This window comes from Streptomyces caeni (genome assembly GCF_042678285.1).
Taxonomy (GTDB): Bacteria; Actinomycetota; Actinomycetes; order Streptomycetales; family Streptomycetaceae; genus Streptomyces; species Streptomyces caeni.
Genome location: NZ_JBHUDX010000022.1, coordinates 67,711 through 94,424 on the forward strand (window position 1 = coordinate 67,711; position 26,714 = coordinate 94,424).

General features: G+C 71.9%; 24 protein-coding genes and 1 pseudogene. 15 read left to right on the top strand and 10 right to left on the bottom strand.

Translation table 11 applies throughout. The annotated features are described in order from the left end of the window. Positions 1-593 (bottom strand): M23 family metallopeptidase (locus ACFSL4_RS09230; protein ID WP_381080454.1); only part of this gene is annotated, 593 nt, incomplete at its 3' end. Between the two features lie 271 nt (positions 594-864). Between ACFSL4_RS09230 and rpsB the strand changes: the two genes are divergently transcribed. The 5 genes from rpsB to ACFSL4_RS09255 all read left to right on the top strand — a co-directional run bounded on the left by rpsB (position 865) and on the right by ACFSL4_RS09255 (position 5,568). Beyond that, positions 865-1,752: a 30S ribosomal protein S2 gene (rpsB, locus tag ACFSL4_RS09235; protein WP_381080456.1), complete on the top strand. Its 888-nt coding sequence runs from the start codon at positions 865-867 to the stop codon at positions 1,750-1,752. 170 nt (positions 1,753-1,922) lie between these two features. Next, the gene (gene tsf, locus ACFSL4_RS09240; protein ID WP_381080457.1) at positions 1,923-2,759 is read left to right on the top strand and encodes a translation elongation factor Ts; all 837 of its coding nucleotides are present in this window, start codon (positions 1,923-1,925) and stop codon (positions 2,757-2,759) included. Between the two features lie 192 nt (positions 2,760-2,951). Further along, the gene (pyrH, locus tag ACFSL4_RS09245) at positions 2,952-3,710 is read left to right on the top strand and encodes a UMP kinase (protein WP_381080459.1); all 759 of its coding nucleotides are present in this window, start codon (positions 2,952-2,954) and stop codon (positions 3,708-3,710) included. A 176-nt stretch (positions 3,711-3,886) separates the two neighbouring features. Beyond that, positions 3,887-4,444 (top strand): ribosome recycling factor, encoded by a 558-nt coding sequence (frr, locus tag ACFSL4_RS09250; protein ID WP_014675285.1) that lies wholly within the window; start codon positions 3,887-3,889, stop codon positions 4,442-4,444. After that, positions 4,444-5,568 carry a phosphatidate cytidylyltransferase gene (locus tag ACFSL4_RS09255; RefSeq protein WP_381080461.1) on the top strand — a complete coding sequence of 375 codons (1,125 nt, stop codon included), beginning with the start codon at positions 4,444-4,446 and terminating at the stop codon, positions 5,566-5,568. The genes frr and ACFSL4_RS09255 overlap by 1 nt, the downstream gene beginning before the upstream one ends. Here ACFSL4_RS09255 and ACFSL4_RS09260 read toward each other — a convergent pair. Next, positions 5,489-6,781: a PP2C family protein-serine/threonine phosphatase gene (locus tag ACFSL4_RS09260; protein ID WP_381080463.1), complete on the bottom strand. Its 1,293-nt coding sequence runs from the start codon at positions 6,779-6,781 to the stop codon at positions 5,489-5,491. The genes ACFSL4_RS09255 and ACFSL4_RS09260 overlap by 80 nt on opposite strands. Positions 6,782-6,915: 134 nt before the next feature. Here ACFSL4_RS09260 and rlmN point away from each other — a divergent pair, with 134 nt between their 5' ends. The 4 genes from rlmN (at position 6,916) to ACFSL4_RS09280 (ending at position 12,001) form a co-directional block, all read left to right on the top strand. Next, positions 6,916-8,022, top strand: a complete 1,107-nt coding sequence (rlmN, locus tag ACFSL4_RS09265) for a dual-specificity RNA methyltransferase RlmN (protein ID WP_381080465.1) — start codon at positions 6,916-6,918, stop codon at positions 8,020-8,022. A gap of 213 nt (positions 8,023-8,235) precedes the next feature. After that, complete coding sequence (locus ACFSL4_RS09270) at positions 8,236-9,327, top strand: thiamine ABC transporter substrate-binding protein (protein WP_381080467.1); 1,092 nt, start codon at positions 8,236-8,238, stop codon at positions 9,325-9,327. Continuing rightward, positions 9,303-10,967: an ABC transporter permease gene (locus tag ACFSL4_RS09275; protein ID WP_381080469.1), complete on the top strand. Its 1,665-nt coding sequence runs from the start codon at positions 9,303-9,305 to the stop codon at positions 10,965-10,967. Before ACFSL4_RS09270 ends, ACFSL4_RS09275 begins: the two co-directional genes overlap by 25 nt. Before the next feature lie 2 nt (positions 10,968-10,969). Further along, positions 10,970-12,001: an ABC transporter ATP-binding protein gene (locus tag ACFSL4_RS09280; protein ID WP_381080471.1), complete on the top strand. Its 1,032-nt coding sequence runs from the start codon at positions 10,970-10,972 to the stop codon at positions 11,999-12,001. A 63-nt stretch (positions 12,002-12,064) separates the two neighbouring features. Here the strand turns inward: ACFSL4_RS09280 and ACFSL4_RS09285 are convergent, their stop codons facing one another. The 6 genes from ACFSL4_RS09285 to ACFSL4_RS09310 all read right to left on the bottom strand — a co-directional run bounded on the left by ACFSL4_RS09285 (position 12,065) and on the right by ACFSL4_RS09310 (position 17,591). Continuing rightward, the gene (locus tag ACFSL4_RS09285) at positions 12,065-12,730 is read right to left on the bottom strand and encodes an LAETG motif-containing sortase-dependent surface protein (RefSeq protein ID WP_381080473.1); all 666 of its coding nucleotides are present in this window, start codon (positions 12,728-12,730) and stop codon (positions 12,065-12,067) included. Positions 12,731-12,964: 234 nt separating this feature from the next. Beyond that, positions 12,965-13,372, bottom strand: coding sequence for a VOC family protein (locus tag ACFSL4_RS09290; RefSeq protein WP_381080475.1), 408 nt, complete (start codon positions 13,370-13,372; stop codon positions 12,965-12,967). Positions 13,373-13,509: 137 nt separating this feature from the next. Next, complete coding sequence (locus ACFSL4_RS09295) at positions 13,510-14,742, bottom strand: hypothetical protein (RefSeq protein WP_381080477.1); 1,233 nt, start codon at positions 14,740-14,742, stop codon at positions 13,510-13,512. Continuing rightward, positions 14,724-15,461: an ABC transporter ATP-binding protein gene (locus ACFSL4_RS09300; RefSeq protein WP_381080479.1), complete on the bottom strand. Its 738-nt coding sequence runs from the start codon at positions 15,459-15,461 to the stop codon at positions 14,724-14,726. The genes ACFSL4_RS09295 and ACFSL4_RS09300 overlap by 19 nt, the downstream gene beginning before the upstream one ends. Before the next feature lie 244 nt (positions 15,462-15,705). Continuing rightward, positions 15,706-17,088: an aspartate aminotransferase family protein gene (locus ACFSL4_RS09305; protein WP_381080481.1), complete on the bottom strand. Its 1,383-nt coding sequence runs from the start codon at positions 17,086-17,088 to the stop codon at positions 15,706-15,708. Next, entirely contained in the window at positions 17,073-17,591 is a 519-nt protein-coding gene (locus ACFSL4_RS09310; protein WP_381080483.1) for an Lrp/AsnC family transcriptional regulator, read from the bottom strand. The genes ACFSL4_RS09305 and ACFSL4_RS09310 overlap by 16 nt, the downstream gene beginning before the upstream one ends. A gap of 171 nt (positions 17,592-17,762) precedes the next feature. Here ACFSL4_RS09310 and ACFSL4_RS09315 point away from each other — a divergent pair, with 171 nt between their 5' ends. From ACFSL4_RS09315 to ACFSL4_RS09340, 6 genes are all read left to right on the top strand, one after another. Further along, on the top strand, positions 17,763-19,202 hold the full coding sequence (locus ACFSL4_RS09315; protein ID WP_381080485.1) for a gamma-aminobutyraldehyde dehydrogenase: 1,440 nt from the start codon (positions 17,763-17,765) through the stop codon (positions 19,200-19,202). Between the two features lie 271 nt (positions 19,203-19,473). Continuing rightward, positions 19,474-19,833 (top strand): hypothetical protein, encoded by a 360-nt coding sequence (locus ACFSL4_RS09320; RefSeq protein WP_381080487.1) that lies wholly within the window; start codon positions 19,474-19,476, stop codon positions 19,831-19,833. 66 nt (positions 19,834-19,899) lie between these two features. Further along, positions 19,900-20,265, top strand: coding sequence for a class I SAM-dependent methyltransferase (locus ACFSL4_RS09325; protein WP_381080569.1), 366 nt, complete (start codon positions 19,900-19,902; stop codon positions 20,263-20,265). Between the two features lie 89 nt (positions 20,266-20,354). Then, on the top strand, positions 20,355-20,780 hold the full coding sequence (locus ACFSL4_RS09330) for a hypothetical protein (protein WP_381080489.1): 426 nt from the start codon (positions 20,355-20,357) through the stop codon (positions 20,778-20,780). Between the two features lie 120 nt (positions 20,781-20,900). Further along, complete coding sequence (locus ACFSL4_RS09335) at positions 20,901-22,016, top strand: PLP-dependent cysteine synthase family protein (protein ID WP_381080491.1); 1,116 nt, start codon at positions 20,901-20,903, stop codon at positions 22,014-22,016. Then, positions 22,013-23,266 carry an MFS transporter gene (locus tag ACFSL4_RS09340; protein WP_381080493.1) on the top strand — a complete coding sequence of 418 codons (1,254 nt, stop codon included), beginning with the start codon at positions 22,013-22,015 and terminating at the stop codon, positions 23,264-23,266. Before ACFSL4_RS09335 ends, ACFSL4_RS09340 begins: the two co-directional genes overlap by 4 nt. A gap of 238 nt (positions 23,267-23,504) precedes the next feature. Here ACFSL4_RS09340 and ACFSL4_RS09345 read toward each other — a convergent pair. Both ACFSL4_RS09345 and ACFSL4_RS09350 read right to left on the bottom strand, forming a co-directional pair. Continuing rightward, positions 23,505-23,858, bottom strand: a pseudogene (locus ACFSL4_RS09345) (DUF6153 family protein); the annotation flags it as partial. Between the two features lie 98 nt (positions 23,859-23,956). Next, complete coding sequence (locus tag ACFSL4_RS09350; RefSeq protein ID WP_381080495.1) at positions 23,957-26,641, bottom strand: heavy metal translocating P-type ATPase; 2,685 nt, start codon at positions 26,639-26,641, stop codon at positions 23,957-23,959. Positions 26,642-26,714 lie beyond the last annotated feature (73 nt).

The window sequence follows — 26,714 nt, forward strand, 5'->3', positions numbered from 1 at the left end:
GGCAGCGGCACCCCGTCCACCCGCAGCAACCGTGACGGTCCGGCGCGCAGCAGCCACGGCGGCAGCAGGGACAGCGGGTCCAGATACGTCTCCCCGCTGCGCAGCCCCCAGTGCAGGCACGGTCCGCTGCAGTGGGCGCCCGTCGGCTCCAGCAGGCCCAGGACCTCGCCCGGCCCGACCTCCTCGCCCGGGCGCACCGAGGCGCGGACGGGCTCGTACGTCGTCCGCAGTGGTGGATCGCCCGTCCCCGCCAGGTCGACGACGACCACGCCCCGCCCCGCCACCCGGCCGGCGAAGGCCACCCGGCCCGCGGCGACCGCCCGCACCGGATCGCCGGGGGCCGCCGCGAGGTCCACGCCCCGGTGACCCGGGCCGTACGGGGTGGCCGGCGGCTCCCAGCCCCGTACGACCAGGGGGTGAACGCCCACCGGCCAGACGCGGGCGACGGCCGGCACCGCATTGCTGGGTGCCGGCACGGCGGCCGGGGGCGGCGGCCGGCCCGCGGGCGCGCCGGCCCGGGCCACCGGGGCCGGCACGACCGGGAGGACCAGCAGCAGCGCGGGCCATGTCCACGCACATCGTTTCGCTCGCATGCGAGAACCGTCCCGCATGTCGAGCGATCATGGCGGAATCTGTGGACAACTGCCGGGTTGTGGACAGCGGCGTCACCCGCCACCCCGCCGGTCCCGTACACTTCTTGTGGCGATCCGGGTCACCGGGTCGACTTCGCACGCCCCGACACCAGGCCCTCACGAGGCCGGTGTCAGCGCTCCTCGGTCCTTTGCGGCACGGCGCACGCGGGCGTCAGGCGCGAGTGCCATCCGGCACTCGCGGCACAACCGAGAAAACTCAAGGAGAACGGCCATGGCCGTCGTCACGATGCGGGAGCTGCTGGAGAGCGGCGTCCACTTCGGTCACCAGACCCGTCGCTGGAACCCGAAGATGAAGCGCTTCATCTTCACCGAGCGCAACGGCATCTACATCATCGACCTGCTCCAGTCGCTGTCGTACATCGACCGCGCCTACGAGTTCGTCAAGGAGACCGTCGCCCACGGCGGTACGGTCATGTTCGTCGGCACGAAGAAGCAGGCGCAGGAGGCCATCGCCGAGCAGGCCACCCGCGTCGGCATGCCGTACGTCAACCAGCGCTGGCTGGGCGGCATGCTCACCAACTTCTCGACCGTGTACAAGCGTCTGCAGCGGCTGAAGGAACTCGAGCAGATCGACTTCGAGGATGTCGCGTCCTCCGGTCTGACCAAGAAGGAGCTCCTGGTCCTCTCCCGTGAGAAGGCCAAGCTGGAGAAGACCCTCGGCGGTATCCGCGAGATGCAGAAGGTGCCGAGCGCCGTCTGGATCGTGGACACCAAGAAGGAGCACATCGCGGTCGGCGAGGCCCGGAAGCTGAACATCCCGGTCGTCGCCATCCTCGACACCAACTGCGACCCCGACGAGGTCGACTACAAGATCCCGGGCAACGACGACGCGATCCGCTCCGTCACCCTGCTCACCCGTGTGATCGCCGACGCCGTCGCCGAGGGCCTCATCGCCCGCTCCGGCGTCGCGGCCGAGGGCAAGGGCGAGAAGGCCGCGGGCGAGCCGCTCGCCGAGTGGGAGCGCGACCTGCTCGAGGGCGAGAAGAAGGCCGCCGAGGCCGAGACCGCAGCCCCGGCTGCCGCGGCTCCGGCCGCGGAGGCCCCGGCCGCGGAGGCCCCGGCCGCGGAGGCCCCGGCCGCCGAGGGCGAGCAGGGCTGACCCTCGGGCCGTTCGGCTGACGTGGGGGCGGGTGGCACCGACGGCGCCACCCGCCGTTCACCCGCAGCCCCTAGATCTTCGTAGCCCGTAGATCTTTGGCGGCCGTCCGCTCACCTCGCGGCGGCCGCCGACTTCGAGACTTCGAACTCCGAGAAGAGATTCACAGAATCATGGCGAACTACACCGCCGCCGACGTCAAGAAGCTCCGTGAGCTCACCGGCGCCGGCATGATGGACTGCAAGAAGGCGCTGGACGAGGCCGAGGGCAACGTCGACAAGGCCGTCGAGGCGCTCCGGATCAAAGGCCAGAAGGGCGTCGCCAAGCGCGAGGGCCGCTCCGCCGAGAACGGCGCCGTGGTCTCCATCATCGCCGACGACAACTCCTCCGGCGTCCTCGTCGAGCTGAAGTGCGAGACCGACTTCGTCGCCAAGGGCGAGAAGTTCCAGGCCGCGGCCCAGGCCATCGCCGAGCACGTCGCCAAGACCTCCCCGGCCGACCTGGAAGCCCTGCTCGCCTCCGAGATCGAGCCCGGCAAGACCGTCCAGGCGTTCGTCGACGAGGCCAACGCCAACCTCGGCGAGAAGATCGTCCTGGACCGCTTCGCGCAGTTCGCGGACGGCTATGTGACGGCGTACATGCACCGCACCATGCCCGACCTGCCGCCGCAGATCGGTGTCCTGGTCGAGTTCGACAAGCCGAACGCCGAGGTCGCCAAGGGCGTCGCCCAGCACATCGCCGCCTTCGCGCCGAAGTACCTCTCCAAGGAGGACGTGCCGGCCGAGGTCGTCGAGGCCGAGCGCCGTATCGCCGAGGAGACGACCCGCGCCGAGGGCAAGCCCGAGGCCGCCCTCCCGAAGATCGTCGAGGGCCGGCTCAACGGCTTCTTCAAGGACGCCACGCTGCTCGGCCAGCCGTACGCGCTCGACAACAAGAAGTCCGTCCAGAAGGTCCTGGACGAGGCGGGTGTCACCCTGAAGCGCTTCACGCGCATCAAGGTCGGCATCTGAGTCCGTACCGCGATCGACGCGCGACCCCGATAGGGTCGACAGCAGTCGTCCGTGCTGTTCGCGCAGGCCGTCCCGCACACCGGTGCGGCGGGCGACAGCAGATATGACGAGGAGGCCATTGCCGCGCATGGGATGCGAACCACGCCCCACCGGCAATGGCCTTCTTCGTATGTGCACCACGAGGAGATCTCCATGACCACCAAGGCCCAGAAGAGCGACGACGGCAAAGTACGCGGCCGGTTTCTGCTGAAGCTGTCCGGAGAGGCCTTCTCCGGTGGCGGGGGCCTGGGCGTCGACCCCGATGTGGTGCACGCCATCGCCCGTGAGATCGCGGCCGTGGTGCGCGACGGCGCCCAGATCGCGGTCGTCATCGGCGGTGGCAACTTCTTCCGCGGCGCCGAACTCCAGCAGCGTGGTATGGACCGGGCCCGCTCCGACTACATGGGCATGCTCGGCACGGTCATGAACTGCCTCGCCCTCCAGGACTTCCTGGAGAGGGAGGGCATCGACAGCCGGGTGCAGACCGCCATCACCATGGGCCAGGTCGCCGAGCCCTACATCCCGCTGCGGGCCGTGCGCCACATGGAGAAGGGCCGCGTGGTGATCTTCGGCGCCGGTATGGGCATGCCGTACTTCTCGACCGACACGACCGCCGCCCAGCGGGCGCTGGAGATCGACGCCGAGGCGCTGCTCATGGGCAAGAACGGCGTGGACGGGGTCTACGACTCCGATCCGAAGACCAACCCGGACGCGGTCAAGTTCGACTCCCTCGGCTACGGCGAGGTCATCACCCGTGACCTCAAGGTCGCCGATGCCACCGCGATCACCCTGTGCCGTGACAACAAGCTGCCGATCCTCGTCTTCGAACTGCTGGCGGAAGGCAATATCGCCCGCGCCGTCAGGGGTGAGAAGATCGGCACACTCGTGGGTGACCAAGGAGGCCGGGACTGACCGGGGCCGACCTGCCCGGGGTGAACTCCGCGAGGGGTGAACTCCGTCCGGGCGACGGGCCCTGACCGGAGGATGGACAATGTCCTGCCGGTCCGGAACCGTGCAGGAAGAAGACGCGACGCAGCCGGCCGCCGCCCACGGATGCCGGGCCTACTCAAGACACGCAGGAGCAAGTGGTGATCGAAGAGACCCTCCTCGAGGCCGAGGAGAAGATGGAGAAGGCCGTCGTGGTCGCCAAGGAGGACTTCGCCGCGATCCGCACCGGTCGTGCGCACCCGGCGATGTTCAACAAGATCGTGGCCGACTACTACGGAGCACCGACCCCGATCAACCAGCTGGCCTCGTTCTCGGTACCGGAGCCGCGCATGGCCGTGGTGACGCCGTTCGACAAGAGCGCGCTGCGCAACATCGAGCAGGCGATCCGCGACTCGGATCTGGGTGTCAACCCGAGCAACGACGGCAACATCATCCGCGTGGTGTTCCCCGAACTCACCGAGGAGCGCCGCCGTGAGTACATCAAGGTCGCCAAGGGCAAGGGCGAGGACGCCAAGGTCTCGATCCGCTCCGTCCGCCGCAAGGCCAAGGACGCCATCGACAAGCTGATCAAGGACGGAGAGGTCGGCGAGGACGAGGGCCGCCGTGCTGAGAAGGAACTCGACGACACCACCGCGAAGTACGTCGCCCAGGTGGACGAGCTCCTCAAGCACAAGGAAGCGGAGCTGCTCGAGGTCTGATGAACGACTCTTCCTGGGGGGCGCCGCCACAGGCCGGGTACTGGGCGCCCACCGACCAGGGGCCCGTACCGGGCGCCGGCCCGGCGGGCCCCGCGTACGATGCGCATGACGCGCAGCAGACGCGCCCCATGCCCATCGTGCCCGACGTAGCCGCACACGGCGGAGACCAGGATGACGACCGGGGGGCCGCTCGGCTGAGCGGCCCCTTGTTCCGCGACGAGACGCCGCAGGCGCCGCACCCCCGGGCGGCGTCGCAGAATCCGGAGCCCATGCCCGACGCCCCCAAGCCGGCGCCCGCACCGCAGAAGAAGAGCGCGGGCCGTGACCTGGGCGCCGCCATAGGAGTCGGCGTCGGGCTCGGCGTCGTGATCGTCGCGTCGTTGTTCATCGTCAAGGCCGTGTTCGTCGGCGTCATAGCGGTCGCCGTCGTGGTGGGCCTGTGGGAGCTGACGAAGCGGCTGGAGGAGCGCAAGGAGGTCAGGGCGCCGCTCGTGCCGCTGGTGGTCGGCGGTGCGGCGATGGTCGTCGCGGGCTATATGCGGGGGGCCGAGGGCGCCTGGACGGCGATGGCCCTCACCGCGCTCGCGGTCCTCGTCTGGCGTATGACGGAGCCGCCGGACGGCTATCTCAGGGATGTCACGGCCGGTGTCTTCGCGGCCTTCTATGTGCCGTTCCTTGCCACGTTCGTCGCCCTGCTGCTGACGGCGCAGGACGGGCCGCAGCGCGTCCTGACGTTCCTGCTGCTGACGGTCGTCAGCGACACGGGCGCGTATGCGGTCGGCTGGCGCTTCGGCACGCACAAGCTCGCCCCGCGGATCAGCCCCGGCAAGACCCGCGAGGGACTGATCGGGGCGGTCGCCTTCGCCATGGTGGCGGGGGCGCTGTGCATGCAGTTCCTGATCGACGGCGGCTCATGGTGGCAGGGTCTGGTCCTGGGCCTCGCGGTCGCGGCCAGCGCCACACTGGGCGACCTGGGCGAATCCATGATCAAGCGGGACCTGGGCATCAAGGACATGGGCACGCTGCTGCCGGGGCACGGCGGCATCATGGACCGGCTGGACTCGCTGCTGCCGACGGCCCCCGTGGTGTGGCTGCTGATGGTGCTCTTCGTCGGAACCGGCTGACCCGCCGGGCCGGCCGGTCCGGTCGGTTTGTCCTGCGCACGTCCGCCAGGCCCTCGGCACGCGAGCTGGAACGGACCGGGGACGGGGGGCGCCGGACGGCCACCATGGCCACGTCGTCGGTGAGCCGGGCGCCCACGTACTCGCGCAGGTCGTCGTGCACGGCGGCGAGCAGGGCGTCCGGCGCCAGGGCGGTCCAGCGCGTCAGCCTGTCCTCGAGCGGATAGAAGACGCCGTCCGGGCCACGGGCCTCGCTCACGCCGTCGGTGTAGAGCAGCAGGGTGGCGCCCGGAGGGAAGTCGACCGTGTCCAGCGGCACCTCCCCACGGATGAGGTCGCCGAGGCCCAGCGGTGGCACCGCCACCGTCGGATCCAGGACGGTGACGTTCCCCTCGTGGACGAGCAGGGGCGGCGGGTGTCCCAGGTTCGCCAGGCGGAGGGGGCCGGTGTCCGGCAGGTCCAGCACGACCGCAGTGACGAACGCCTCCTCCTCGAACGGGCCGTTCAGGGGCGGGCTCCCCCCGGCCGCCGCGGCGGACAGCTCCTGGATGTCCTGCCGGAAGGCTGCCTCCAGCTCGTGCACCAACTCCGGCACCGTGTTGCCCCGGCGGACCGACTGCCGGAAGGTGTTCAGCACACAGCTGACCATCTCCAGCGAGGCCAGCCCCTTGCCCTGCGCGTCGCCGAGCAGGATCCTCGCAGAGGTCCCGCCGCGGGCGAAGGCGTACAGATCCCCGCCGATGGCGGCCTCCTCGTCCGCCGCCAGGTACAGGGAGGCGACGTCGAAGCGGCCGACCCGGTGCGGCAGCGGATGCAGCAGTACCCGCTGGGTCACCTCGGCCACCCAGCGGGACCGGGCCAGCTGCCGCTCCTTGCGCAGCCGTGCGGCGCTGGCGGCCAGCGCCGCCGCACTGACCAGCACGATGGTGGCGATCTGCACCGGGACGAAGTACGACACCCCCAGCTGCTGGCCCACCACGTCGGCCATCCACACACACGGCAGCGTCACCGCGATCACGATCAGCACGCCGACAGGAGTGCAGAAGACGGCCGCGAGGGCGGGCGCCGCCACCATCAGGGAACCGAAACGGATGGCGGGTGGCGTCAGCACGTCCACGACCAGCAGGATCACCGGCAGGAGCGACACCAGCAGCCCGACGGTCACGGGGTGGCACCGGATACCGGCGCGCGACACCCGGCCGACGAGGTCCGGCACCCCGATCACCTCCACGTGCACGCCCTGGCGACCCCGGCTGCCCTGGCGTCGGCCCTGCCGTGCGGCTTTTACCACAATATGCCCGGTAGTGGGTCGGGAGCACCAGCGTGCGTGTCTGCGACACTGGGAGGACCATGCCCAAGCCCGGAGAACTGACCTTCACCGCGCCGCGCGGAGCCAAGAAGCCGCCGCGGCATCTCGCCGATCTCACGCCCGCCGAGCGCAAGGAGGCGGTCGCCGCGATCGGTGAGAAGCCCTTCCGCGCCAAGCAGCTCGCGCAGCACTACTTCGCGCGCTACGCGCACGACCCCGCGCAGTGGACCGACATCCCGGCCTCCTCCCGTGCCAGGCTCCAGGAGGCGCTGCTGCCGGAGCTGATGACGGTCGTACGGCATCTGTCCACCGACCGGGGCACGACCCGAAAGACGCTGTGGCGGCTGTTCGACGGCACGCTCGTCGAGTCCGTGCTGATGCGCTACCCCGACCGGGTCACCATGTGCATCAGCTCGCAGGCGGGCTGCGGCATGAACTGCCCCTTCTGCGCCACGGGGCAGGCCGGCCTCGACCGCAACCTGTCCACCGCCGAGATCGTGCACCAGATCGTGGACGGTATGCGGGCGCTGCGGGACGGCGAGATCCCGGGCGGTCCGGCGCGGCTGTCCAACATCGTCTTCATGGGCATGGGCGAGCCCCTCGCCAACTACCGGCGTGTCATCGGCGCCGTCCGCACCCTCACCGACCCTGCGCCGGACGGGCTCGGGCTCTCACAGCGCGGGATCACCGTGTCGACGGTCGGACTGGTGCCGGCCATCCACCGCTTCGCCGACGAGGGCCTCAAGTGCCGTCTCGCCATCTCCCTGCACGCCCCGGACGACGAGCTGCGCGACACCCTCGTCCCCGTCAACACGCGGTGGAAGGTGCGCGAGGTGCTGGACGCCGGGCTGGAGTACACCGCCAGGTCCGGGCGGCGGCTGTCCATCGAGTACGCGCTGATCCGGGACATCAACGACCAGGCGTGGCGCGGCGATCTGCTCGGCCGGCTGCTCAAGGGCAAGCCCGTGCACGTCAATCTGATCCCGCTGAACCCCACGCCCGGCTCCCGGTGGACCGCCTCGCGGCCCGCGGACGAGAAGGCGTTCGTCGAGGCGATCGCCGCCCATGGGGTGCCGGTGACCGTCCGGGACACCCGGGGCCAGGAGATCGACGGAGCGTGCGGGCAGCTGGCGGCCGGCGAGCGGTAGGGCGGTAGTCTGACCCCCGTAAGCACATCTTCATATTCCGACAGGGGAGCGCCACAGCGCTGAGAGTGCGGGAACGACCGCAGACCCTCTGAACCTCGCCCAGGTCATTCTGGGTAGGAAGTTCGGTCTCCATTCAGGCTGTTGCGCCCTGCCCGGGTTCCCTTCCGTGTTCCCGGGCGGGGCCGCGTCTCTTCCTGGTCACCTCCAGGAGGAATGTCAGTGAGCATCATCGGCAGGCAGTTCGCGGTTGTCGTCGTCGGGCTGGGCATGGTCACGCTGTCCGCGTGCGGCTCGTCCGGCACCGTCGGCGGCAGCGGCGGCGACTCCAAGACCGTGACCCTCGTCAGTCACGACTCGTGGGCCGCCTCCAAGAGCGTCATCTCGGCCTTCGAGAAGGAATCCGGCTACCGCGTCAGGGTCCTCAAGGACGGCGACGCCGGCCAGGCCGTCAACAAGGCGATCCTCACCAAGGACAACCCGCAGGGCGACGTCTTCTTCGGCGTCGACAACACCCTGCTGTCGCGGGCGCTCGACAACGGGCTGTTCCAGCCCTACCGGGCCAAGGGCCTCGACCGGGTCGGCACGCAGTACCAGCTCGACGGGGACAAGCACCGGGTCACGCCGGTCGACTTCGGCGACATCTGCGTCAACTACGACAAGAAGTACTTCGCCGACCACAGGCTGACCCCACCCGCCTCCTTCGACGACCTCACCAAGCCCGCGTACCGGAACCTGCTCGTCACCGAGAACGCCGCCACGTCCTCGCCCGGCCTCGGCTTCCTGCTCGGTACCGCCGCCCGGTACGGCGACCAGGGCTGGCCGGCGTACTGGAAGAAGCTCAAGGCCAACGGCGTGAAGGTGGTCAACGGCTGGGAGCAGGCGTACAACCAGGAGTTCTCGGGATCCGCCGGCGGCAGGAAGGCGGGCGGCGACCGGCCGCTCGTCGTCTCGTACGCCTCCTCCCCGCCCGCCGAGGTCGTCTACGCCCAGCCGCGCCCCAAGACGGCACCGACGGGAGTCGCCACCGGAACCTGCTTCCGGCAGATCGAGTTCGCGGGCCTGCTGAGCAACGCGCACAACACCAAGGGCGGCAAGGCGTTCATCGACTTCCTGATCGGCACGAGGTTCCAGCAGGACATGCCGCTCAACATGTTCGTGTACCCGGTGGTGCAGGGTGCCGCGGTGCCCGCCGAGTTCACCGCTTACGGGCCCGCGGCGAAGAACCCCGAGACCATGGCCCCGGCCGAGGTCGCCGCCCACCGCGACCAGTGGGTCAAGGCGTGGACGTCGCTCGTACTGAAGTAGCCCCGAAGCGGCGGGGGAGCGCGGCGCGGCTGGGGCTCACGGCCCTGCCCGTCGCGTTCTTCGCGGTCTTCTTCGCCTACCCCGTCGCCGCGATCGTCGCCCGCGGTCTGCGCGTCGACGGTGTGTGGCTCCCCGGCGCCGTCGTGGACGTCCTCGCGCAGCCGGGCATGCGGCACGTGCTGTGGTTCACCACCTGGCAGGCGCTCGCCTCGACCGTCCTCACGCTTCTCGTCGCGCTCCCCGGCGCCTACGTCTTCGCCCGCTTCCACTTCCCGGGCAAGGAGGTGCTGCGCGCCGCCGTCACCGTCCCGTTCGTGCTGCCGACCGTCGTCGTCGGCACGGCCTTCCTGGCGCTCGTCGGCCGCGGCGGACTCCTCGACGACCTGTGGGGAATCCGGCTCGACACGACCGTATGGGCCATTCTGCTCGCCCATGTCTTCTTCAACTACGCGGTCGTCGTCCGCACGGTCGGCGGGCTGTGGGCGCAGCTCGACCCGCGCCAGGAGGAGGCCGCCCGTGTCCTCGGCGCTTCCCGGTTCGCTGCCTGGCGGCAGGTGACCCTGCCCGCGCTGGGCCCCGCCGTGGCCGCCGCAGCGCTGATGGTGTTCCTGTTCACCTTCACCTCGTTCGGCGTGGTGCAGATCCTCGGCGGCCCCTCCTTCTCCACGCTCGAGGTCGAGATCTACCGCCAGACCTCGGAGATCTTCGACCTGTCCACGGCCGCCGTGCTCACGCTCGTCCAGTTCGCGGCGGTGGGCGCGGTCCTCGTCGTGCACGCGTGGACCGTGCGCCGCCGGGAGAGTGCGCTGCGGCTGGTCGACGCCTCCCGCACGGCGCGCAGGCCGCGCGGGGCGGGCCAGTGGACGCTGCTCGCCTCGGTCCTCGTCACCATGAGCGTGCTGCTGGTGCTGCCGCCGGCCGTCCTCGTCCTGCGCTCGCTCGACGCCCCCGGTCTCGGGTACTACCGGGCGCTGACCCGCACGGACGGCGGCACCTTCCTCGTCCCGCCCGTCGACGCGGTCGGCACCTCGCTGCGGTACGCCGTCGCCGCCACGCTCATCGCCGTGCTGATCGGGGGCCTGTCCGCCGCGGCCCTCGCCCGCAGGGACGCCGGGCGTCTGGTCCGCGGCCTCGACGCGCTGCTGATGCTGCCGCTCGGCGTGTCCGCCGTCACCGTCGGCTTCGGGTTCCTGATCGCCCTCGACCGGCCGCCACTGGACCTGCGCGGTTCATGGATCCTGGTACCGCTCGCGCAGGCGCTGGTGGGAGCCCCCTTCGTCGTACGCACCATGCTGCCGGTACTGCGGGCCGTGGACGAGCGGCTGCGGGAGGCGGCGGCCGTGCTCGGGGCGTCGCCGTGGCAGGTGTGGCGGGAGGTCGACCTGCCGATCGTGCGACGGGCGCTGCTGATCGCGGCGGGGTTCGCGTTCGCCGTGTCACTGGGCGAGTTCGGGGCGACCGTCTTCATCGCGCGGCCCGGCGCCCCGACCCTGCCGGTGGCGGTGGCGCGTCTGCTCGCCCGGCCGGGTGATCTCAACTACGGCCAGGCCATGGCCCTCTCGACGATCCTGATGGTGGTGTGCGCGATGGCGCTGCTGGTCCTGGAACGGCTGCGCACGGACCGGGCGGGGGAGTGGTGACGATGCTCAGTCTCGACAGGGCGAGCGTGCGCTTCGCGGGGCGCGCCGTCCTCGACGGGGTCGGCCTCGACGTCGCCGAGCACGAGGTGGTGTGTGTGCTCGGGCCGAGCGGCAGCGGCAAGTCGACGCTGCTGCGGACGGTGGCCGGACTGCAGCCCCTCGACGAGGGACGGGTGATCCTGGACGGCCGGTCCCTGGACGGGGTGCCCGCGCACCGGCGCGGTGTCGGGCTGATGTTCCAGGACCACCAGCTGTTCCCGCAGCGCGATGTGGGTGGCAACGTCGCCTTCGGGCTCCGTATGCACGGCATGGCGCGCGCCGAACGGGACGCGCGCGTCGGCGAGCTGCTGCGCCTGGTCGGGCTGCCGGGGGCCGCGCGCAGGGCCGTCGCCTCGCTCTCCGGCGGCGAACAGCAGCGCGTCGCGCTCGCCCGCGCCCTCGCGCCCCGGCCGCGGCTGCTCATGCTGGACGAGCCGCTGGGCCAGCTCGACCGGTCGCTGCGAGAACGCCTGGTCGTCGAACTGCGCGATCTGTTCGGGCGGCTGGGCACCACGGTGCTGGCCGTCACCCACGACCAGGGCGAGGCGTTCGCGCTCGCCGACCGGGTCGTCGTGATGCGCGACGGACGGATCGCCCAGTCCGGCACGCCCCTTGAGGTGTGGCAGCGGCCCGCGGACGAGTTCGTGGCGCGGTTCCTCGGCTTCGACAACGTGGTACCGGCGACTGTCTCCGGTCAGGCGGCGGACACGCCGTGGGGCAAGCTCCCGGTTCCGGAGGGCTCCCCGCAGGGGCCGGGCACGCTGCTGGTCAGGCCCGCCGGCGTACGACTGGTGGACGCCGCCGAGGGCCTGCGCTGCACCGTGGCCACACGCACCTTCCGCGGCACCCATGTCACCGTGCGCCTGCTGCCCCGTCAGGCGCCGGATCTGGAGGCGGCGTGCGCCCTGCGGGAGGCGCCCGAGGCCGGGGACGAGGTCGGGGTGGTGTTCGAGGCGGCCGAGATCGTCGTGCTCCCACCCGGCGGAACCGGGTGACCCGGCACAACGGCCCGCCCCGGTCAGGGGCGGGCCGTTGTGCTGCAGCGAACCGATGGGGCGTCAGTCGGCCTTCGCGGCGCCGCGACGGCGCATGCCGAAGAACACCGCGCCACCGCCGATGACGACCAGGCCGCCGGCGATTCCGGCGATCAGGGGCGTGCTGGAGCTCGCGCCGGTCTCGGCCAGGTTGGAGCTGCCGGCCGCGGGCGAGGGGGAGTTGTCCCCGGTGGTGGCGGGGGCCGTGCTGCCGGACGCCGACGGCGTCGCGGACGACGACGGAGTCTCCGACGGCTTCGGGGTCACCGTTGCCGACGGGGTGGTCTCGCTCTTGCACGCCTCGGACGGCGTGGTCAGGCCCGACTTGATGTCCTCGTCGACGATGTTGCCGGCCTTGATGTGGACGCGGTACTGCGCGTTCGGCGCCCAGTCCTCGGAGAACGTGACGGTGGCGCCCTCGCGGGTGCCGGTGACGGTCTGCTCGCCGACCTTCTTGGCGTCCGCGCCGTTCGACTCCAGGTAGACCGACACGGTCGCCTCCTTGCCGGAGGCGTCCTTGTCGGTGACGGTGATGACGCCCTTCCCGTTGCCGTCGCAGGACGCGGCGGCCGAGAAGTCACGGATGTTGCAGGCGAGGGCGTTGCCGGCGGCACCGAGGGCGAGCGCGGCGGTGGCGGAGGCGATGCCGAGAATGCGCACCGAACGTGCGGTGCGGGAAGATATGGTCACGATTGCCCTTCACGGGATGCGCAACTGCGGGGGGTGTCGGGACCGTTGCTGCAGCAACAACGCAACAGCGTCCCCAGGAGAATCACAGGTCTATAAGCGTCGGCTAAGTGCTGTCAACGCCGATGTCCGGCATGACGGTCGCCTTTGCCTTCTCATTAACCGTGCCCGCGTTTGAACGCTTTCCGGACGTGCCCTCAACCCCTCGCTGCCGCCGCGCCGTTCACCCGGGCGGGCTCAGCCCTGGACAGCCGCGGGATCCATCCACACGACCTCCCAGGTGTGGCCGTCCAGGTCGTCGAACGCGCGGCCGTACATATGGCCGTGGTCCGTCGCCTCCCGGCTGCTCGTGCCGCCCGCCGCGATCGCCTTGCCGACCAGTTCGTCGACCTTCTCACGGCTCTCGGCGCTCAGACAGACCAGCACCTCACTGGTTTTGGTGGCGTCCGCGATCTCCTTGGCCGTGAAGTCGGCGTAGTGCTGCCGGCTCAGCAGCATCGCGACGATCGTGTCGCTGATGACGACACAGGCGCAGTCGTCCGTGGTGAACTGCGGGTTGAGCGAGTAGCCCAGCTCCGTGAAGAACTTCTTCGAGGCGTCGACATCGGCGACCGGAAGGTTCACGAAGATCATCTGCTGGTACATGAGCGGTCTCTCCCAGGATGTGACGGGTCGTACGCGGATGCCGTACGCAGGGATGGACCGCGCGGCGCCGCGGAACTCATCGGCGGGCGCGAGAACTTCTTTCGGCCGCCGGATCCCCGGTCTCTCCGCGGGAGCGGTCAGCCCGCGATCGGCACGGCCGCCAGCTCGGCGACCACCCAGGTCAGGGGGGCGAACGCCGCGACGAGCACGCCCGCGCGCAGCAGCGCCGCGGTGCGCAGCACCGTCGTCGGCGCCCCGAGCCGTACCAGAGCCGCGACCGTGTCGGCGCGCGCCTGCCGCGCCTCGACGGCCGCCGTGGCCAGCGTGGCGAGCGCGCAGCCCGTCACGAGCACCGCGCCCAGCGTGGTGAGCGGCCCGAAGGACGGGCGCGCGCCGGCGTACACCGACATCGCGTAGGTCCCCGACGCCACGGCGCACACCACGCCGAGCGGCCGCCCGATCCGCCGCGCGTCCTCCTGCAGGCCGCGCCCGGCCAGCAGGCGCAGCGCACCGGGACGCACCGCCTGCAGCAGCCCGCCGCACAGATAGACGACCGCGGGCGCGGCCAGGGCCAGCCCCAGCGCGGTCAGCGCCCAGCCCGCCGACACCCCCACCTGTCCGCTCAGGAGCCCGCCGGACAGCCGGGGGGCCGGATTCGGACGGCTCGCGCGCGTCTGCACGGCGAGCCCGGCGGCCAGCGTGGCCACGCCCCAGGGCAGGCCGCCCGGAGCGGGCCGGGACACGGCCGTCGGATCCGGTACCCGTACCCCGTCCGGGCCGGTGGGCGCTGCGTCCGGGGTGCGGTCACCGTCGGGGGCGGGCCGCGCTTCGGCGCGCCGCCCGGCCGGGCGCGGCCGTCCGTGCCCGGGGCGCAGGACCAGGGCGACGGCCGCGGACGCCGCCATCGGCACCAGCGCGAGCAGCGTGAGCGCCGCGGGCAGCGGCAGCGGGCGGTCCGCGGCGAGGAAATCCGCTCGGGCACCGTCGAACGGCATGCCCCGCAGATCGCCCCGCAGATGCAGGAAGACCAGCAGCGCCAGCAGGGAGCCGAGCAGCGTCGACAGGGCCGTGGTCACCGCGGAGAAGACCATCAGCCGGGCCGGTCCGAGACCGATCGCCGCGAGGCCGGAGCGCGGACGGGTGCCCGGATCGGTACGGGCGACCGCGACCGCGAAGTACACCGTGGCGGCCAGGGGCGCGGCGCACCAGGCCAGTCGCAGCGCCGAGCCGCCCGGCGCCTCGGGGTGCCCCATCGCGTACCCGAGCGTGCACAGCAGCAGGAAGCCCGTGCCCGCCGAGGCCGCTGCGACCAGGAGCCGGCGGAGCTGGACGAGGGGGTGGGCCCCCCGGGCTAGGCGGAGAGCGAGCACGCGGCCCGGCCTTCCGCTTCGGCCACCGGGGGCAGGTGCACGGTGGTGACGCGCCGTCCGTCGAGCAGGGACACCGTGCGGTCGGCCAGGGCCGCCTCCTGCGCGTGGTGCGTGGCGAGGACGACCGTGATGCCGTGCGAGCGGGCCGCAGTGGTGAGGGTGCGCAGCACCTGTGCCCCCTCGCCCTGGTGCAGGGCGGCGGTGGGCTCGTCCGCGAAGAGCACGGTCGGGCAGGCGGCGAGCGCCCGCGCGACGGCGATCCGCTGGCGCTCGGCCTGGACGAGCCGGTGCGGGCGGGTGCGGGCGCGCTCGCCGATGTCGAGGCGCTCCAGCCACTCCATCGCGGCGGCCTTGGCCCGCCGGCGGCTCGTGCCGCGCAGCATCAGCGGAAGGGCGGCGTTCTCCCAGGCGTTCAGCCCGGGCACGAGCACGGGCGTCGTGTCGATCCAGCCGAAGCGGTCGCGCCGCAGTCGTTCGCGGGCCGACGGGCTCAAGGTGTGCACCGGTGTGCTGTTGAACCAGACCTCGCCCTCCTGGGCCGGGAGCAGCCCGGCGAGGCACTGCAGAAGAGTCGTCTTGCCGCTGCCACGGGGGCCCGTGACGGCCAGGATCTCACTCTCGCGCACCTCCAGAGAGACGCCGCAGAGAGCGGGTGAGCCGTTGTGCTGGAAGTGCAGGGCGCGTGCCCAGAGCACGTCGTTGTCCGGCGGGGCCACCATCGCGTACACCTCGGTTCGGTTCCGTCGGCCCGTGCGGTCCCCGTGCGGGGGAGCCGTTCGGGGCACGAAGGCAGGGCCGATCACTCACTGTCACGCTAGGCAGCGAGCGCCGTGAGCCCGGACAGCGAACGGCCCCGGACCGCCGTTTCTCACTCGAACGGTCGGCACGGGGCCGTTTCTGATCATCCGGAAGGCAGACCGGAACCGCCGGCGCCCGCCGTCCGGCGCCGCAGGGCCTGCCGGCTCAGAGCTTCGTCCACGCCTCCGTCAGCGTCGCGCGCAGGATCGACTCGATCTCGTCGAACGTCCGCTGGTCGGAGATCAGCGGCGGGGCGAGCTGGACGACCGGGTCGCCGCGGTCGTCGGCACGGCAGTACAGGCCGTTGTCGAACAGGGCCTTGGAGAGGAAGCCGTACAGGACGCGCTCGGTCTCCTCCTCGTTGAAGGTCTCCTTGGTCGCCTTGTCCTTGACCAGCTCGATGCCGTAGAAGAAGCCGTTGCCGCGGACGTCGCCGACGATCGGCAGGTCGTGCAGCTTCTGCAGGGTGGCGAAGAACGCGGACTCGTTGTCGAGCACGTGCTGGTTGAGGCCCTCGCGCTCGAAGATGTCGAGGTTCGCGAGACCCACCGCGGCGGACACCGGGTGGCCGCCGAAGGTGTAGCCGTGCAGGAAGGTGTTGTCGCCCTGGTAGAAGGGCTCTGCCAGGCGGTCGGAGACGATGCACGCGCCGATCGGGGAGTAGCCCGACGTCATGCCCTTGGCACAGGTGATCATGTCCGGGACGTAGTCGAACTTGTCGCAGGCGAACATCGTGCCCAGACGGCCGAAGGCGCAGATGACCTCGTCCGACACGAGCAGCACGTCGTGCCGGTCGCAGATCTCGCGCACCCGCTGGAAGTAGCCGGGCGGCGGCGGGAAGCAGCCGCCCGCGTTCTGCACCGGCTCCAGGAAGACCGCGGCCACGGTGTCCGGGCCCTCGAAGAGGATCTGCTGCTCGATCTGGTCGGCGGCCCAGCGGCCGAACGCCTCCGGGTCGTCGCCGAAGACCGGGGCGCGGTAGATGTTGGTGTTCGGGACCTTGTGGGCGCCCGGCACCAGGGGCTCGAAGGGGGCCTTCAGGGCCGGCAGGCCGGTGATGGACAGGGCGCCCTGCGGGGTGCCGTGGTAGGCGACCGCGCGGGATATGACCTTGTGCTTGGTGGGCTTGCCGACCAGCTTGAAGTACTGCTTGGCGAGCTTCCAGGCGGTCTCGACCGCCTCACCGCCGCCGGTGGTGAAGAAGACCTTGTTCAGATCGCCCGGCGCATAGCCGGCGAGGCGCTCCGCCAGCTCGACGGCCTTGGGGTGGGCGTAGGACCACACGGGGAAGAACGCCAGCTCCTGCGCCTGCTTCAACGCCGTCTCGGCCAGCTCGGTGCGGCCGTGGCCCACCTGGGTCACGAACAGACCGGACAGACCGTCGATGTAGCGCTTGCCCTTGTCGTCGTAGATGGAGACGCCCTCGCCCCGGACGATGGTGGGAACGGGCGCGTTCTCGTACGAGGACATGCGGGTGAAGTGCATCCACAGGTGGTCGTACGCGGTCTTGCTGAGGTCGTTGGTACTCACGGCTATCGGGTTCCCCACATGTAGGTCTGCTTCTTGAGCTTGAGATAGACGAAGCTCTCGGTGGAGCGCACTCCGGGGAGGGCCCGGATGCCTTTGCTGATGACGTCCAGCAGGTGGTCGTCGTCCTCGCAGACGATCTCCACCATCAGGTCGAACGAGCCTGCGGTCATCACCACGTACTCGCATTCGGACATGGCGGCCAGCGCGTCGGCGACCGGCTCCACCTCGCCCTCGACGTTGATGCCGACCATCGCCTGCCGGCGGAAGCCCACGGTGAGCGGGTCGGTGACGGCGACGATCTGCATCACGCCCTGGTCGAGCAGTTTCTGGACGCGCTGGCGCACGGCCGCCTCGGAGAGGCCGACCGCCTTGCCGATCGCGGCGTACGGCCGGCGGCCGTCCTCCTGGAGCTGCTCGACGATGGCGAGGGAGACGGCGTCCAACTGGGGGGTGCCGCCGTTCCTGGACTCGCGGGAGTCCTTCTGGTCTGCACTTCGACTGGCCACGACCTCACTGTGCACGACGTCTCGGCAGTTTCGCAAGGCTCGATCGATGAAATTCGTTGTATCTGTACGCGAACCCTGCGGATTTCGCAGCTTCAATGCGAGCGGGGGTGTTGAAAACGTGGGGCCACACACTAGGGTGGGTGTCTCAGCGATTGGACACCCGAAACTGAGCTTGGAGGGCCCGCAGTGAGCACCGAGCTGCGTCGTCTGCGCAACTACATCGACGGCGACTTCCGTGACGCCGCCGACGGACGGACCACCGAGGTGGTCAACCCCGCGACCGGCGAGGCGTACGCGACCGCGCCGCTGTCCGGGCAGGCGGACGTCGACGCCGCGATGGCGGCCGCCGCTGCGGCCTTTCCGGCCTGGCGGAACACCACGCCCGCCGAGCGCCAGAAGGCCCTCCTCAAGATCGCCGACGCGTTCGAGGACCGGGCCGAGGAGCTGATCGCGGCCGAGGTCGAGAACACGGGCAAGCCGGCCGGGCTGACCCGGTCGGAGGAGATCCCGCCGATGGTCGACCAGATCCGTTTCTTCGCGGGCGCGGCCCGCATGCTCGAGGGCCGTTCGGCCGGCGAGTACATGGAGGGGATGACCTCCATGATCCGCCGCGAGCCCGTGGGCGTCTGCGCCCAGGTGGCGCCGTGGAACTACCCGATGATGATGGCGGTGTGGAAGTTCGCCCCGGCGATCGCGGCGGGCAACACGGTCGTCCTGAAGCCGTCGGACACCACGCCGGCGTCCACGGTCCTGATCGCCGACATCATCGGCTCGATCCTGCCCAAGGGCGTCTTCAACGTCATCTGCGGTGACCGCGAGACGGGCCGCATGATGGTCGAGCACCCGACCCCGGCGATGGCCTCCATCACCGGCTCGGTCCGGGCCGGCATGCAGGTCGCCGAGTCCGCCTCCAAGGACGTCAAGCGCGTCCACCTGGAGCTGGGCGGCAAGGCGCCGGTCGTCGTCTTCGAGGACACCGACATCGCCAAGGCCGTCGAGGACATCTCGGTGGCCGGCTTCTTCAACGCGGGCCAGGACTGCACGGCCGCCTGCCGGGTCCTGGTCCACGAGTCCATCCACGACGAGTTCGTGGCCGCGCTCGCCAAGGCCGCCACCGAGACGAAGACCGGTCTGCCGGACGACGAGGACGTGCTGTACGGGCCGCTCAACAACCCGAACCAGCTGGCGCAGGTCTCCGGCTTCATCGAGCGCCTGCCCGCGCACGCCAAGGTCGAGGCCGGTGGCCACCGGGTCGGCGACAAGGGCTACTTCTACGCGCCGACCGTCGTCTCGGGCCTCAGGCAGGACGACGAGATCATCCAGAACGAGGTCTTCGGGCCGGTCATCACCGTCCAGCCCTTCACGGACGAGGCACAGGCCATCGAGTACGCGAACGGAGTCGAGTACGCCCTCGCCTCCTCGGTGTGGACGAAGGACCACGCGCGCGCCATGCGCCTGTCCAAGGCCCTCGACTTCGGCTGCGTGTGGATCAACACGCACATCCCGCTGGTGGCGGAGATGCCGCACGGCGGGTTCAAGCAGTCCGGCTACGGCAAGGACCTGTCGGCGTACGGCTTCGAGGACTACACGCGGGTCAAGCACGTGATGACGTCGCTGGACGCGTAGGCGCCAGTCCGTCACGAACGCGGCCCCGGGCGGGAGTTCCCGTCCGGGGCCGAGCTGTTCGGTCGCGCGGGGCGGACCCCTTCGCCGTGAGCGTGACAGCGGGACGTCCGGCCGACAGGGCGTCGGGCTCTTGCGGACCGGCTCGACGCGCTGTCGGTTGTCCGTGCACAGACACGCGCGGCATGCATGCCGGCATGCCCCGGACTCCGAAGACGCCCACCCCTTTCGTCGTTCCCTGCTGCGCGTCCTCGGCTCGGCAGCGGTACCGGGCGTGCTCGCCGGCTGTGGCGTGCCCGCCGCTTACGTGGCACCCGGCGACCGGGCCGGCACCGATCCGTCGGCCCACGACAAGCGGTTGACCTGGGCCAGCTGTCCTCTGTACATCGGCACGGGCGACGAGAACCCGAATCGCCGTCCGACCCTGGAAGCGTTCGAGAAGCGCACCGGCATCGAGGTCGACCACATCGAGGAGATCAACGACAACGACGAGTTCTTCGGCAAGAGCAGCCCGGCTCTGCTGAACCATCAGCGGCCCGGCCTCGATCTGGTCGTCGTCAGTGACTGGATGTGCGCGCGCTTCGTCCGCCTGGGCTGGGTACAGAGGATGGACCGTCCCGGCAGCCGAACGTGACGGGGTACCTCGATCCGCTGCTGCGCTCGCCCGCCTTCGACCGGCGCCGACGCCTCCCCGCCCGTCCTGGCCTACGCCCGCCGCAGGCGCGGCGGCCGGAACAGCGCTCCCTGTGCCTACCGGGAGGGGATCGCCGAGAACATCGACCTGCCCGACGGCTCGTTCGACCCCTCCGTCACCAGCCTGATGCTGCATCACCTGCCCGAGGCCGCACGGCCCGCGGCGCTGCGCGAGATGTGCCGCGTCCTGCGGCCGGGCGGACGGCTCCTGGTCGTCGAGTTCCGGCCGCCGGCGAGCGGGCTCGGCCGGCGCCTGGTGCACGGGGGAGTGGGCCACGCCATGGCCCACAACCGGGTCGACCTGCTGGACGGGCTCGTCCGCGACGCGGGCTTCGAGGTGCGGGGCGGCGGTGACGTGAGGCCCTGGCTGTGACCTATGTGCAGGCTGTGCGCTCCGCGGAGCAGGGTGCCGCGAAGCACGGCTGACATCGCGGAGCGTGACCGATCGCATACGATGCGTGTGTGACGGGTGCGCGGATGGGGGCACGGAACCCCGGGCGACCGGGCCGTACCGGCCTGCTCCTGGGCCTCGTCGTGCTGATCACCGCCCATCTCGCGGGCGCCGTCCATTCCTCCTCCTTCACCGGGCTGCCCATGACCGCCGTCGTCGCCGGCTGTTCTGGGGCCGGCGGGGACACCGATCACGGGCTCACATCGGTGCCAGGGCACGACCACAAGGCCGACGGGCACATCGATCACGCGGCGGACCGGCCCCGGGACGCAGTCCACGGCGCGGTCGCGGGATCCGGCGACGAGCCTCCTGCCGCGCCGTCGCCGACCGCGGGGCCCGGGGAGGCGTACGCCGCCCGGGCCCGCCCGCCCGACACCCTCCTCCCCGTGCCGCACGGCTCCGGGACCTTCGCGCTCCACTGCGTCTGGCGTCAGTAGGCGCCGCCCGCACGCTCCGGCCCCGCCCGTACCGGGTGGCCGGGGCGTGCGGGCGTGCCCGCCGACCCACGACGACCGCACCCGCCCGTACCGGACGTGGTGCGAAGGAGACGTACCCCCATGCACCTCTCCCTGCTCGAACCTCTGGGGAGGCACGCCCCGCTCCCCGTGATCGCCCGCCGTCCCGCCCAGCTCGTCGGCAACACCCCGATCCTGTGGATCGACGAACCCTTCGCCCCGCCTGGCCGTGGCTTCCACGCCAAGCTGGAAGGCGCCAACCCCGGCGGCATCAAGGACCGCCCCGGCCTGCACATGGTCGCCGAGGCACGGCAGCGCGGCGACCTCGCGCCGGGCGCGCCCGTCGTGGAGTCCTCCAGCGGCACCCTCGGACTCGGGCTCGCCCTGGCCGGGCTGACATACGGTCACCCGGTCACCGTCGTCACCGACCCCGGCATGGAGCCCTCCGTGGTGCGCCTGCTCACCGCCCTCGGTGCTCGCGTCGACCAGGTCGCGGCCCCGCATCCGGAGGGCGGCTGGCAGGAGGCCCGCCGCGCACGTGTGGCCGAGTGGCTCAGCCGCACTCCGGGCGCGTACTGCCCGGATCAGTACCACAACCCCGACAACGCGGCCGCCTACCGGCCCCTCGCCGCCGAACTCGTCGCCCAGCTCGGACGCGTCGACGTCCTGGTGGCGGCCGTCGGCACCGGCGGCCACTCGGCCGGTGTCGCGGCCGGACTGCGTGAGTCGCTCCCCGGGCTGAGGCTCATCGGGGTGGACGCGGTCGGCTCGGCCATCTTCGGGCAGCCCGCCGGGCCCCGGCTGATGCGTGGGCTCGGCTCCAGCATCCACCCCGGGAACGTGGACTACGCCGCCTTCGCCGAGGTCCACTGGGTGGCTCCGGCCGAGGCGGTGTGGGCGTGCCGCCGGCTGGCCCGGCATCATTACGCGTCCGGCGGCTGGAGCGTCGGAGCGGTCGCGCTCGTGGCCGGGTGGGCCGCCCGTACCATGCCTGCCGGCACCCGGATCGTCGCGGTCTTCCCCGACGGCCCGCACCGCTACCTGGAGACCGTCTACAACGACGCCTGGTGCCGCGAGCACGGGTTCCTCGGCCGTGTACCGGCGGAGGAACCCGACGAGATCGCCGAGCCCGACGCTCGCGTGGTCACCTCCTGGACCCGGTGCGGCCGGGTCCGTGATCCGCTGGGCCGCGACCTGGCGGAGGCGGGCGCCCGATGAGGGGCCTGCGGGCCCAGGTGGCCTCCTTCGACCGGCCGGTACGGCTGTTGATGGCCAACCAGTTCGCCATCAACCTCGGCTTCTACATGCTCATGCCCTACCTGGCCGACCACCTCGCCCACGGCCTCGGCCTCGCGGCCTGGACGGTCGGCCTGGTCGTCGGCGTGCGCAACCTCTCCCAGCAGGGCATGTTCCTCATCGGCGGTACCCTCGCCGACCGCTACGGCTGCAAGCCGATGATCCTCACCGGCTGCGCGATGCGCACCGTCGCCTTCGGGCTGCTCGCGGTCGCCGGCTCCCTGCCCGCCCTGATCCTCGCCTCGGCGCTGACGGGTCTGGCAGGGGCGCTGTTCAACCCGGCCGTCCGCGCCTACCTCGCCGCCGCGGCAGGCGAGGAGCGCCGCGTCGAAGCCTTCGCCGCCTTCAACGTCTTCTACCAGGCCGGGATCCTCGTCGGGCCACTGACCGGACTCGCCCTGCTGGCCTGGGACTTCAGCGCGGTGTGCGCCGCCGCGGCACTCGTCTTCGCGGCCCTGGCCCTGCTCCAGGCCCGCGCCCTGCCCGCGACTGCCGCGGTGAACCGGAGCGCCGGGTCCGCCTGGCGCGCGGTCGCCGGCGACTGGCGCACGATCGCCGCCGACCGGCCCTTCCTGCTGTTCGCCGCCGCGATGACCGGCTCCTACGTCCTCGCCTTCCAGGTCTACCTCGCCCTGCCGCTGAGAAGCCGCGAACTCTTCGGCGCACAGACGGGGCCGGTCACCGGCGCGGTCTTCGCCGCCTCCGCGCTCGCCGCGCTGTCGGGCCAGCTGAAGCTGACCGCATGGGCGAAGCGGACCCTGGGCGGTCCGCAGGCCATCGCGTACGGCCTCGTGGTGATGGGAGCGGCGTTCCTGCCGCTGATGCCCCGCCCGTACCCCGGCGTCCCCGGCCGAGCCGTGAGCGTCCTCGCGCTCCTGCTGTGCGCATCCCTGCTGGCCTGGGGCGGGGCGCTGCTCTACCCGTTCGAGATGGACACCGTCGTACGTTTTTCCGGCGACCGGCTCGTCGCGACGTACTACGGCGCCTACAACACGGCCTGCGGCATCGCGGTCTCACTGGGGAACCTCGCCGTCGGCGCCCTGTTCGGCACCGGGATCCGATGGCTGCCGTGGGCGGCACTGGCCGCCATCGGTGGGGCCTGCGCGGGGGTCGTCGCGGGACTGCACCGCGCGGGCCACCTGGCGCCCGGGACGGTTCCGGCGCCGGGGTGAGAGGGGTGGCCCGGTCCGGCGGAGGCGCCGCGGACTCCGCCGGGCGTGGCCGGTTGCCGTCAGACCTTGCCGAGCAGCTTTTCCGTCCCGGTGATCTCGGCGGCCCGCGCGGCGGATCAGGGCACGTGAAACGGTCAAGCTGGAACTCCTGCGGTGGGAAAGGGAAAAGGGTCCGGCGTGCGTCGGCGCCGGGCCGGGTCGTGACCCGGTGCCGTGGCGGCCTCCAGATCCGCAGGAGTTGGAGTTCGGACGGAGACGGAGACGGTGGCGCGCCTCCGCCGTCCGGGTTCGCGGCCGGGCGCGGGCACCGGGCGTCGGCGTGCGCGGGACGGGCCGTCGGACCGGGCGTGAGCGCGGGCGTCTTCGGGCCCCCGCCGGCGGAGGCCGCCGCGCAGGTGGTGTCCGCATGCTGGACATGGGCTCGGTCGCAGCGCCCGTCGGCGCAGTCGCCGTCCACGGCCGCCGCCGCGGCCGCCGCCACGGCCGGCGCGGGCCGGGCACGACGGTGGTGCGGGGTGACGCCTCCGGGGACCACAGGGCGTGCATGCCCAGGAGCACCGCCAGCAGGCCCAGCACGAACGGCGCCGCCCACCGCGGCACGGGCGGTCGCGGTGGCTGGTGCTGCTCGTGGCTCTGCATCGGGGTCACCCCGGGCGGCAAGGGGAGGCCCGGTGCCGGTGCCCCTGACGCCTACGGCCGGGGCCGGGACCGTGTTCGGTCTGACCGGGCGGCGGAGGCGTCCGGGCGATCCGGTGCCTCAGCCGTCGCCGTGCCCCCGTGGCGCGGGTGCCGTGCCGCCGGGGCGGTCCGCTCGTCGCGCCCCGCGGCCCGGTCCGCGGCGGACTCGACCGTAGGCCGTACGTCCGCGGCGTCGGCCTCCGGCAGCGGCGCGGGGTGCCAGCGGCGCAGCCGGGAGGCGTTGGCGACGACCGAGAGGGAGGACAGCGCCATGGCCGCGGCGGCGATGATCGGGCTGAGGCGGATGCCCCACACGGGGTAGAGGGCGCCGGCGGCGACGGGAATGCCGACGGCGTTGTAGACGAGGGCGAAGAACAGGTTCTGCTTGATGTTGCGCAGGGTGGCGCGCGACAGCCGGATCGCGGTGACGACGCCGGACAGCGAGCCGGAGATCAGGGTGATGTCGGCGGCCTCGATGGCGACGTCGGTGCCGGTGCCGATGGCCAGGCCCACATCGGCCCGGGCCAGCGCGGGTGCGTCGTTGATGCCGTCGCCGACCATGCCCACGGTACGGCCCTCGCCCTGCAGGCGGCGGATCTCGTCGGCCTTGTGCTCCGGCAGCACCTCGGCGAGCACGCGCGGGATGCCGACCTGCCGCGCGATGGCGGCGGCGGTACGGGCGTTGTCCCCGGTGAGGATCACCGTCCGGACGCCGAGCCGGTGCAGGGCGGCCACGGCCCGGGCGGAGTCGTCCTTGACGGTGTCGGCCACGGCAAGCACTCCGGCCGGCTGTCCGTCGACGGCGACCAGGACGGGCGTCCTGCCCTGTGCCGAGAAGGCATCGGCGGCCGCGGTGAGCTCCGCGGCGGCGATCCCGGCGTCCGCGAGCAGCCGGGCGGTGCCCACCAGCAGTGCCCTGCCGTCCACGGTGGCCCGGACTCCCTTGCCGGTGACCGAGTCGAAGCCGGAGACCGCGGGCACCGTGAGGCCGCGGTCGCGGGCCCCGTCGGTGATCGCGGCGGCGAGGGGGTGTTCGCTGTCGGCCTCGGCGCCGGCCACCAGGCGCAGCAACTCCTCCTCCGTGAAGCCCTCCACGCCCTCCACGGCGTGCACATCGGTCAGCACCGGCTTTCCCACCGTGACGGTGCCCGTCTTGTCGAGCACGACCGTGTCCAGCCTGTGGGCGGTCTCCAGGGCCTCGGCCGAGCGGATCAGGATGCCCGCACGGGCTCCCTTGCCGGTGCCGACCATCACCGACAGCGGGGTGGCGAGTCCCAGCGCGCACGGGCAGGCGATGATCAGGACGGAGACCGCGGAGACCAGCGCCAGGGTGAGCGCGGGTGCCGGGCCGACGGCGTACCAGAGGGCGAAGGCCGCGATCGCCACCGCGATGACCACGGGCACGAAGAAGGCGGAGACGGCGTCGGCCAGCCGCTGGATCGGTGCCCTGGACGCCTGGGCCTGCCGCACCAGCCGGATGATCTGCGCCAGCATGGTGTCGGCGCCGACCTTGGCCGCCCGCACCCTGAGGCTTCCGGTGCCGTTCACCGTCGCGCCGATGACGGTGTCCCCGGCGCGCTTGGTGACCGGCATCGGCTCGCCGGTGACCATCGACTCGTCCACCGCCGAGGTGCCGGACAGCACGTCCGCGTCGACCGGGACCTTCTCACCGGGCCGTACGACGATCTCGTCGCCCGCCACGACCTCGTCCACGGGGATGTCGGTCTCGGACCCGTCCCGTACGACCCGGGCGCTACGGGCCTGGAGCCCCAGCAGGGCCCGGATGGCCTCGCCGGTGCCGGCCTTGGCACGGGCTTCGAGCAGTCGGCCGAGCAGGATCAGGGTGAGGATCACCCCGACCGCCTCGAAGTAGACCTCGCGCAGGCCCGCCGGCAGCAGCCCCGGCGCCAGGGTGACCAGCACGCTGTAGCCGTACGCCGCCGAGGTGCCCAGCGTGATCAGGGAGTTCATGTCGGCGCCGCGGTGGCGCAGGGTCAGCCAGCCGATGCTGTGGATCGGCCATCCCGTGTAGAACATCACAGGGGTGATCAAGGCCAGCTGCAGCCAGTGGCCGAGCAGCCAGCCGGGCACCCAGTCCGCACCGAAGAGTTCGTGCGCCATCACGGCGAACAGCACCGGGAGCGTCAGCACCGCGCCGACGGTGACCCGTCGGCCCAGGTCCGCGATCTCCGCGCGGCGCTCGGCGGCCTCCGCCGCCTCGGCGTCGGCGGCCGTCGTGCCCTCCTGGAGCCCGTCCGCCGGCACGGCGGCCGTCCCGCCGGGGCCCGTGCCGGGAGCGGGCGGGCCGCCCCCCAGGTCCTCCGCCGGGTCGACGACGAGCGTGCCGTGGATCATGTTCATCCCGCAGACGAACCCGAACGAGCCCGCCCGCTCGGGGCGCAGGCGCACGGTGGTGCGGCGGAAGGCGGGCAGCCCGGCGCTGATGCGCAGGTCGGGGAAGACGACCCGGTTGGTGCACTCGCCGGACTCCTGCCGGTCGAAGACGAGCTCCACCGGAATGCCCTGCCGCACCCGGATCACGTCGGGACGGTAGCCGCCGCGCACGGTCACCTCCGCCCGCTGCACCCCGCCCTCCAGGCGTGCGCCGCGGGCGCGGCGCGGGCCGAAGAAGAACCAGCCCAGGGCGCCTGTCAGCACGGCGGCCAGGGTCACCACGACGATCTCGGCGGTGTCCACGGCGGACCTCCCCTCCGTCCGCCCCCCTTTCAAGCTCCTCCCGTTCGCCTCCCACGGCAAGAAAAGATTTTTG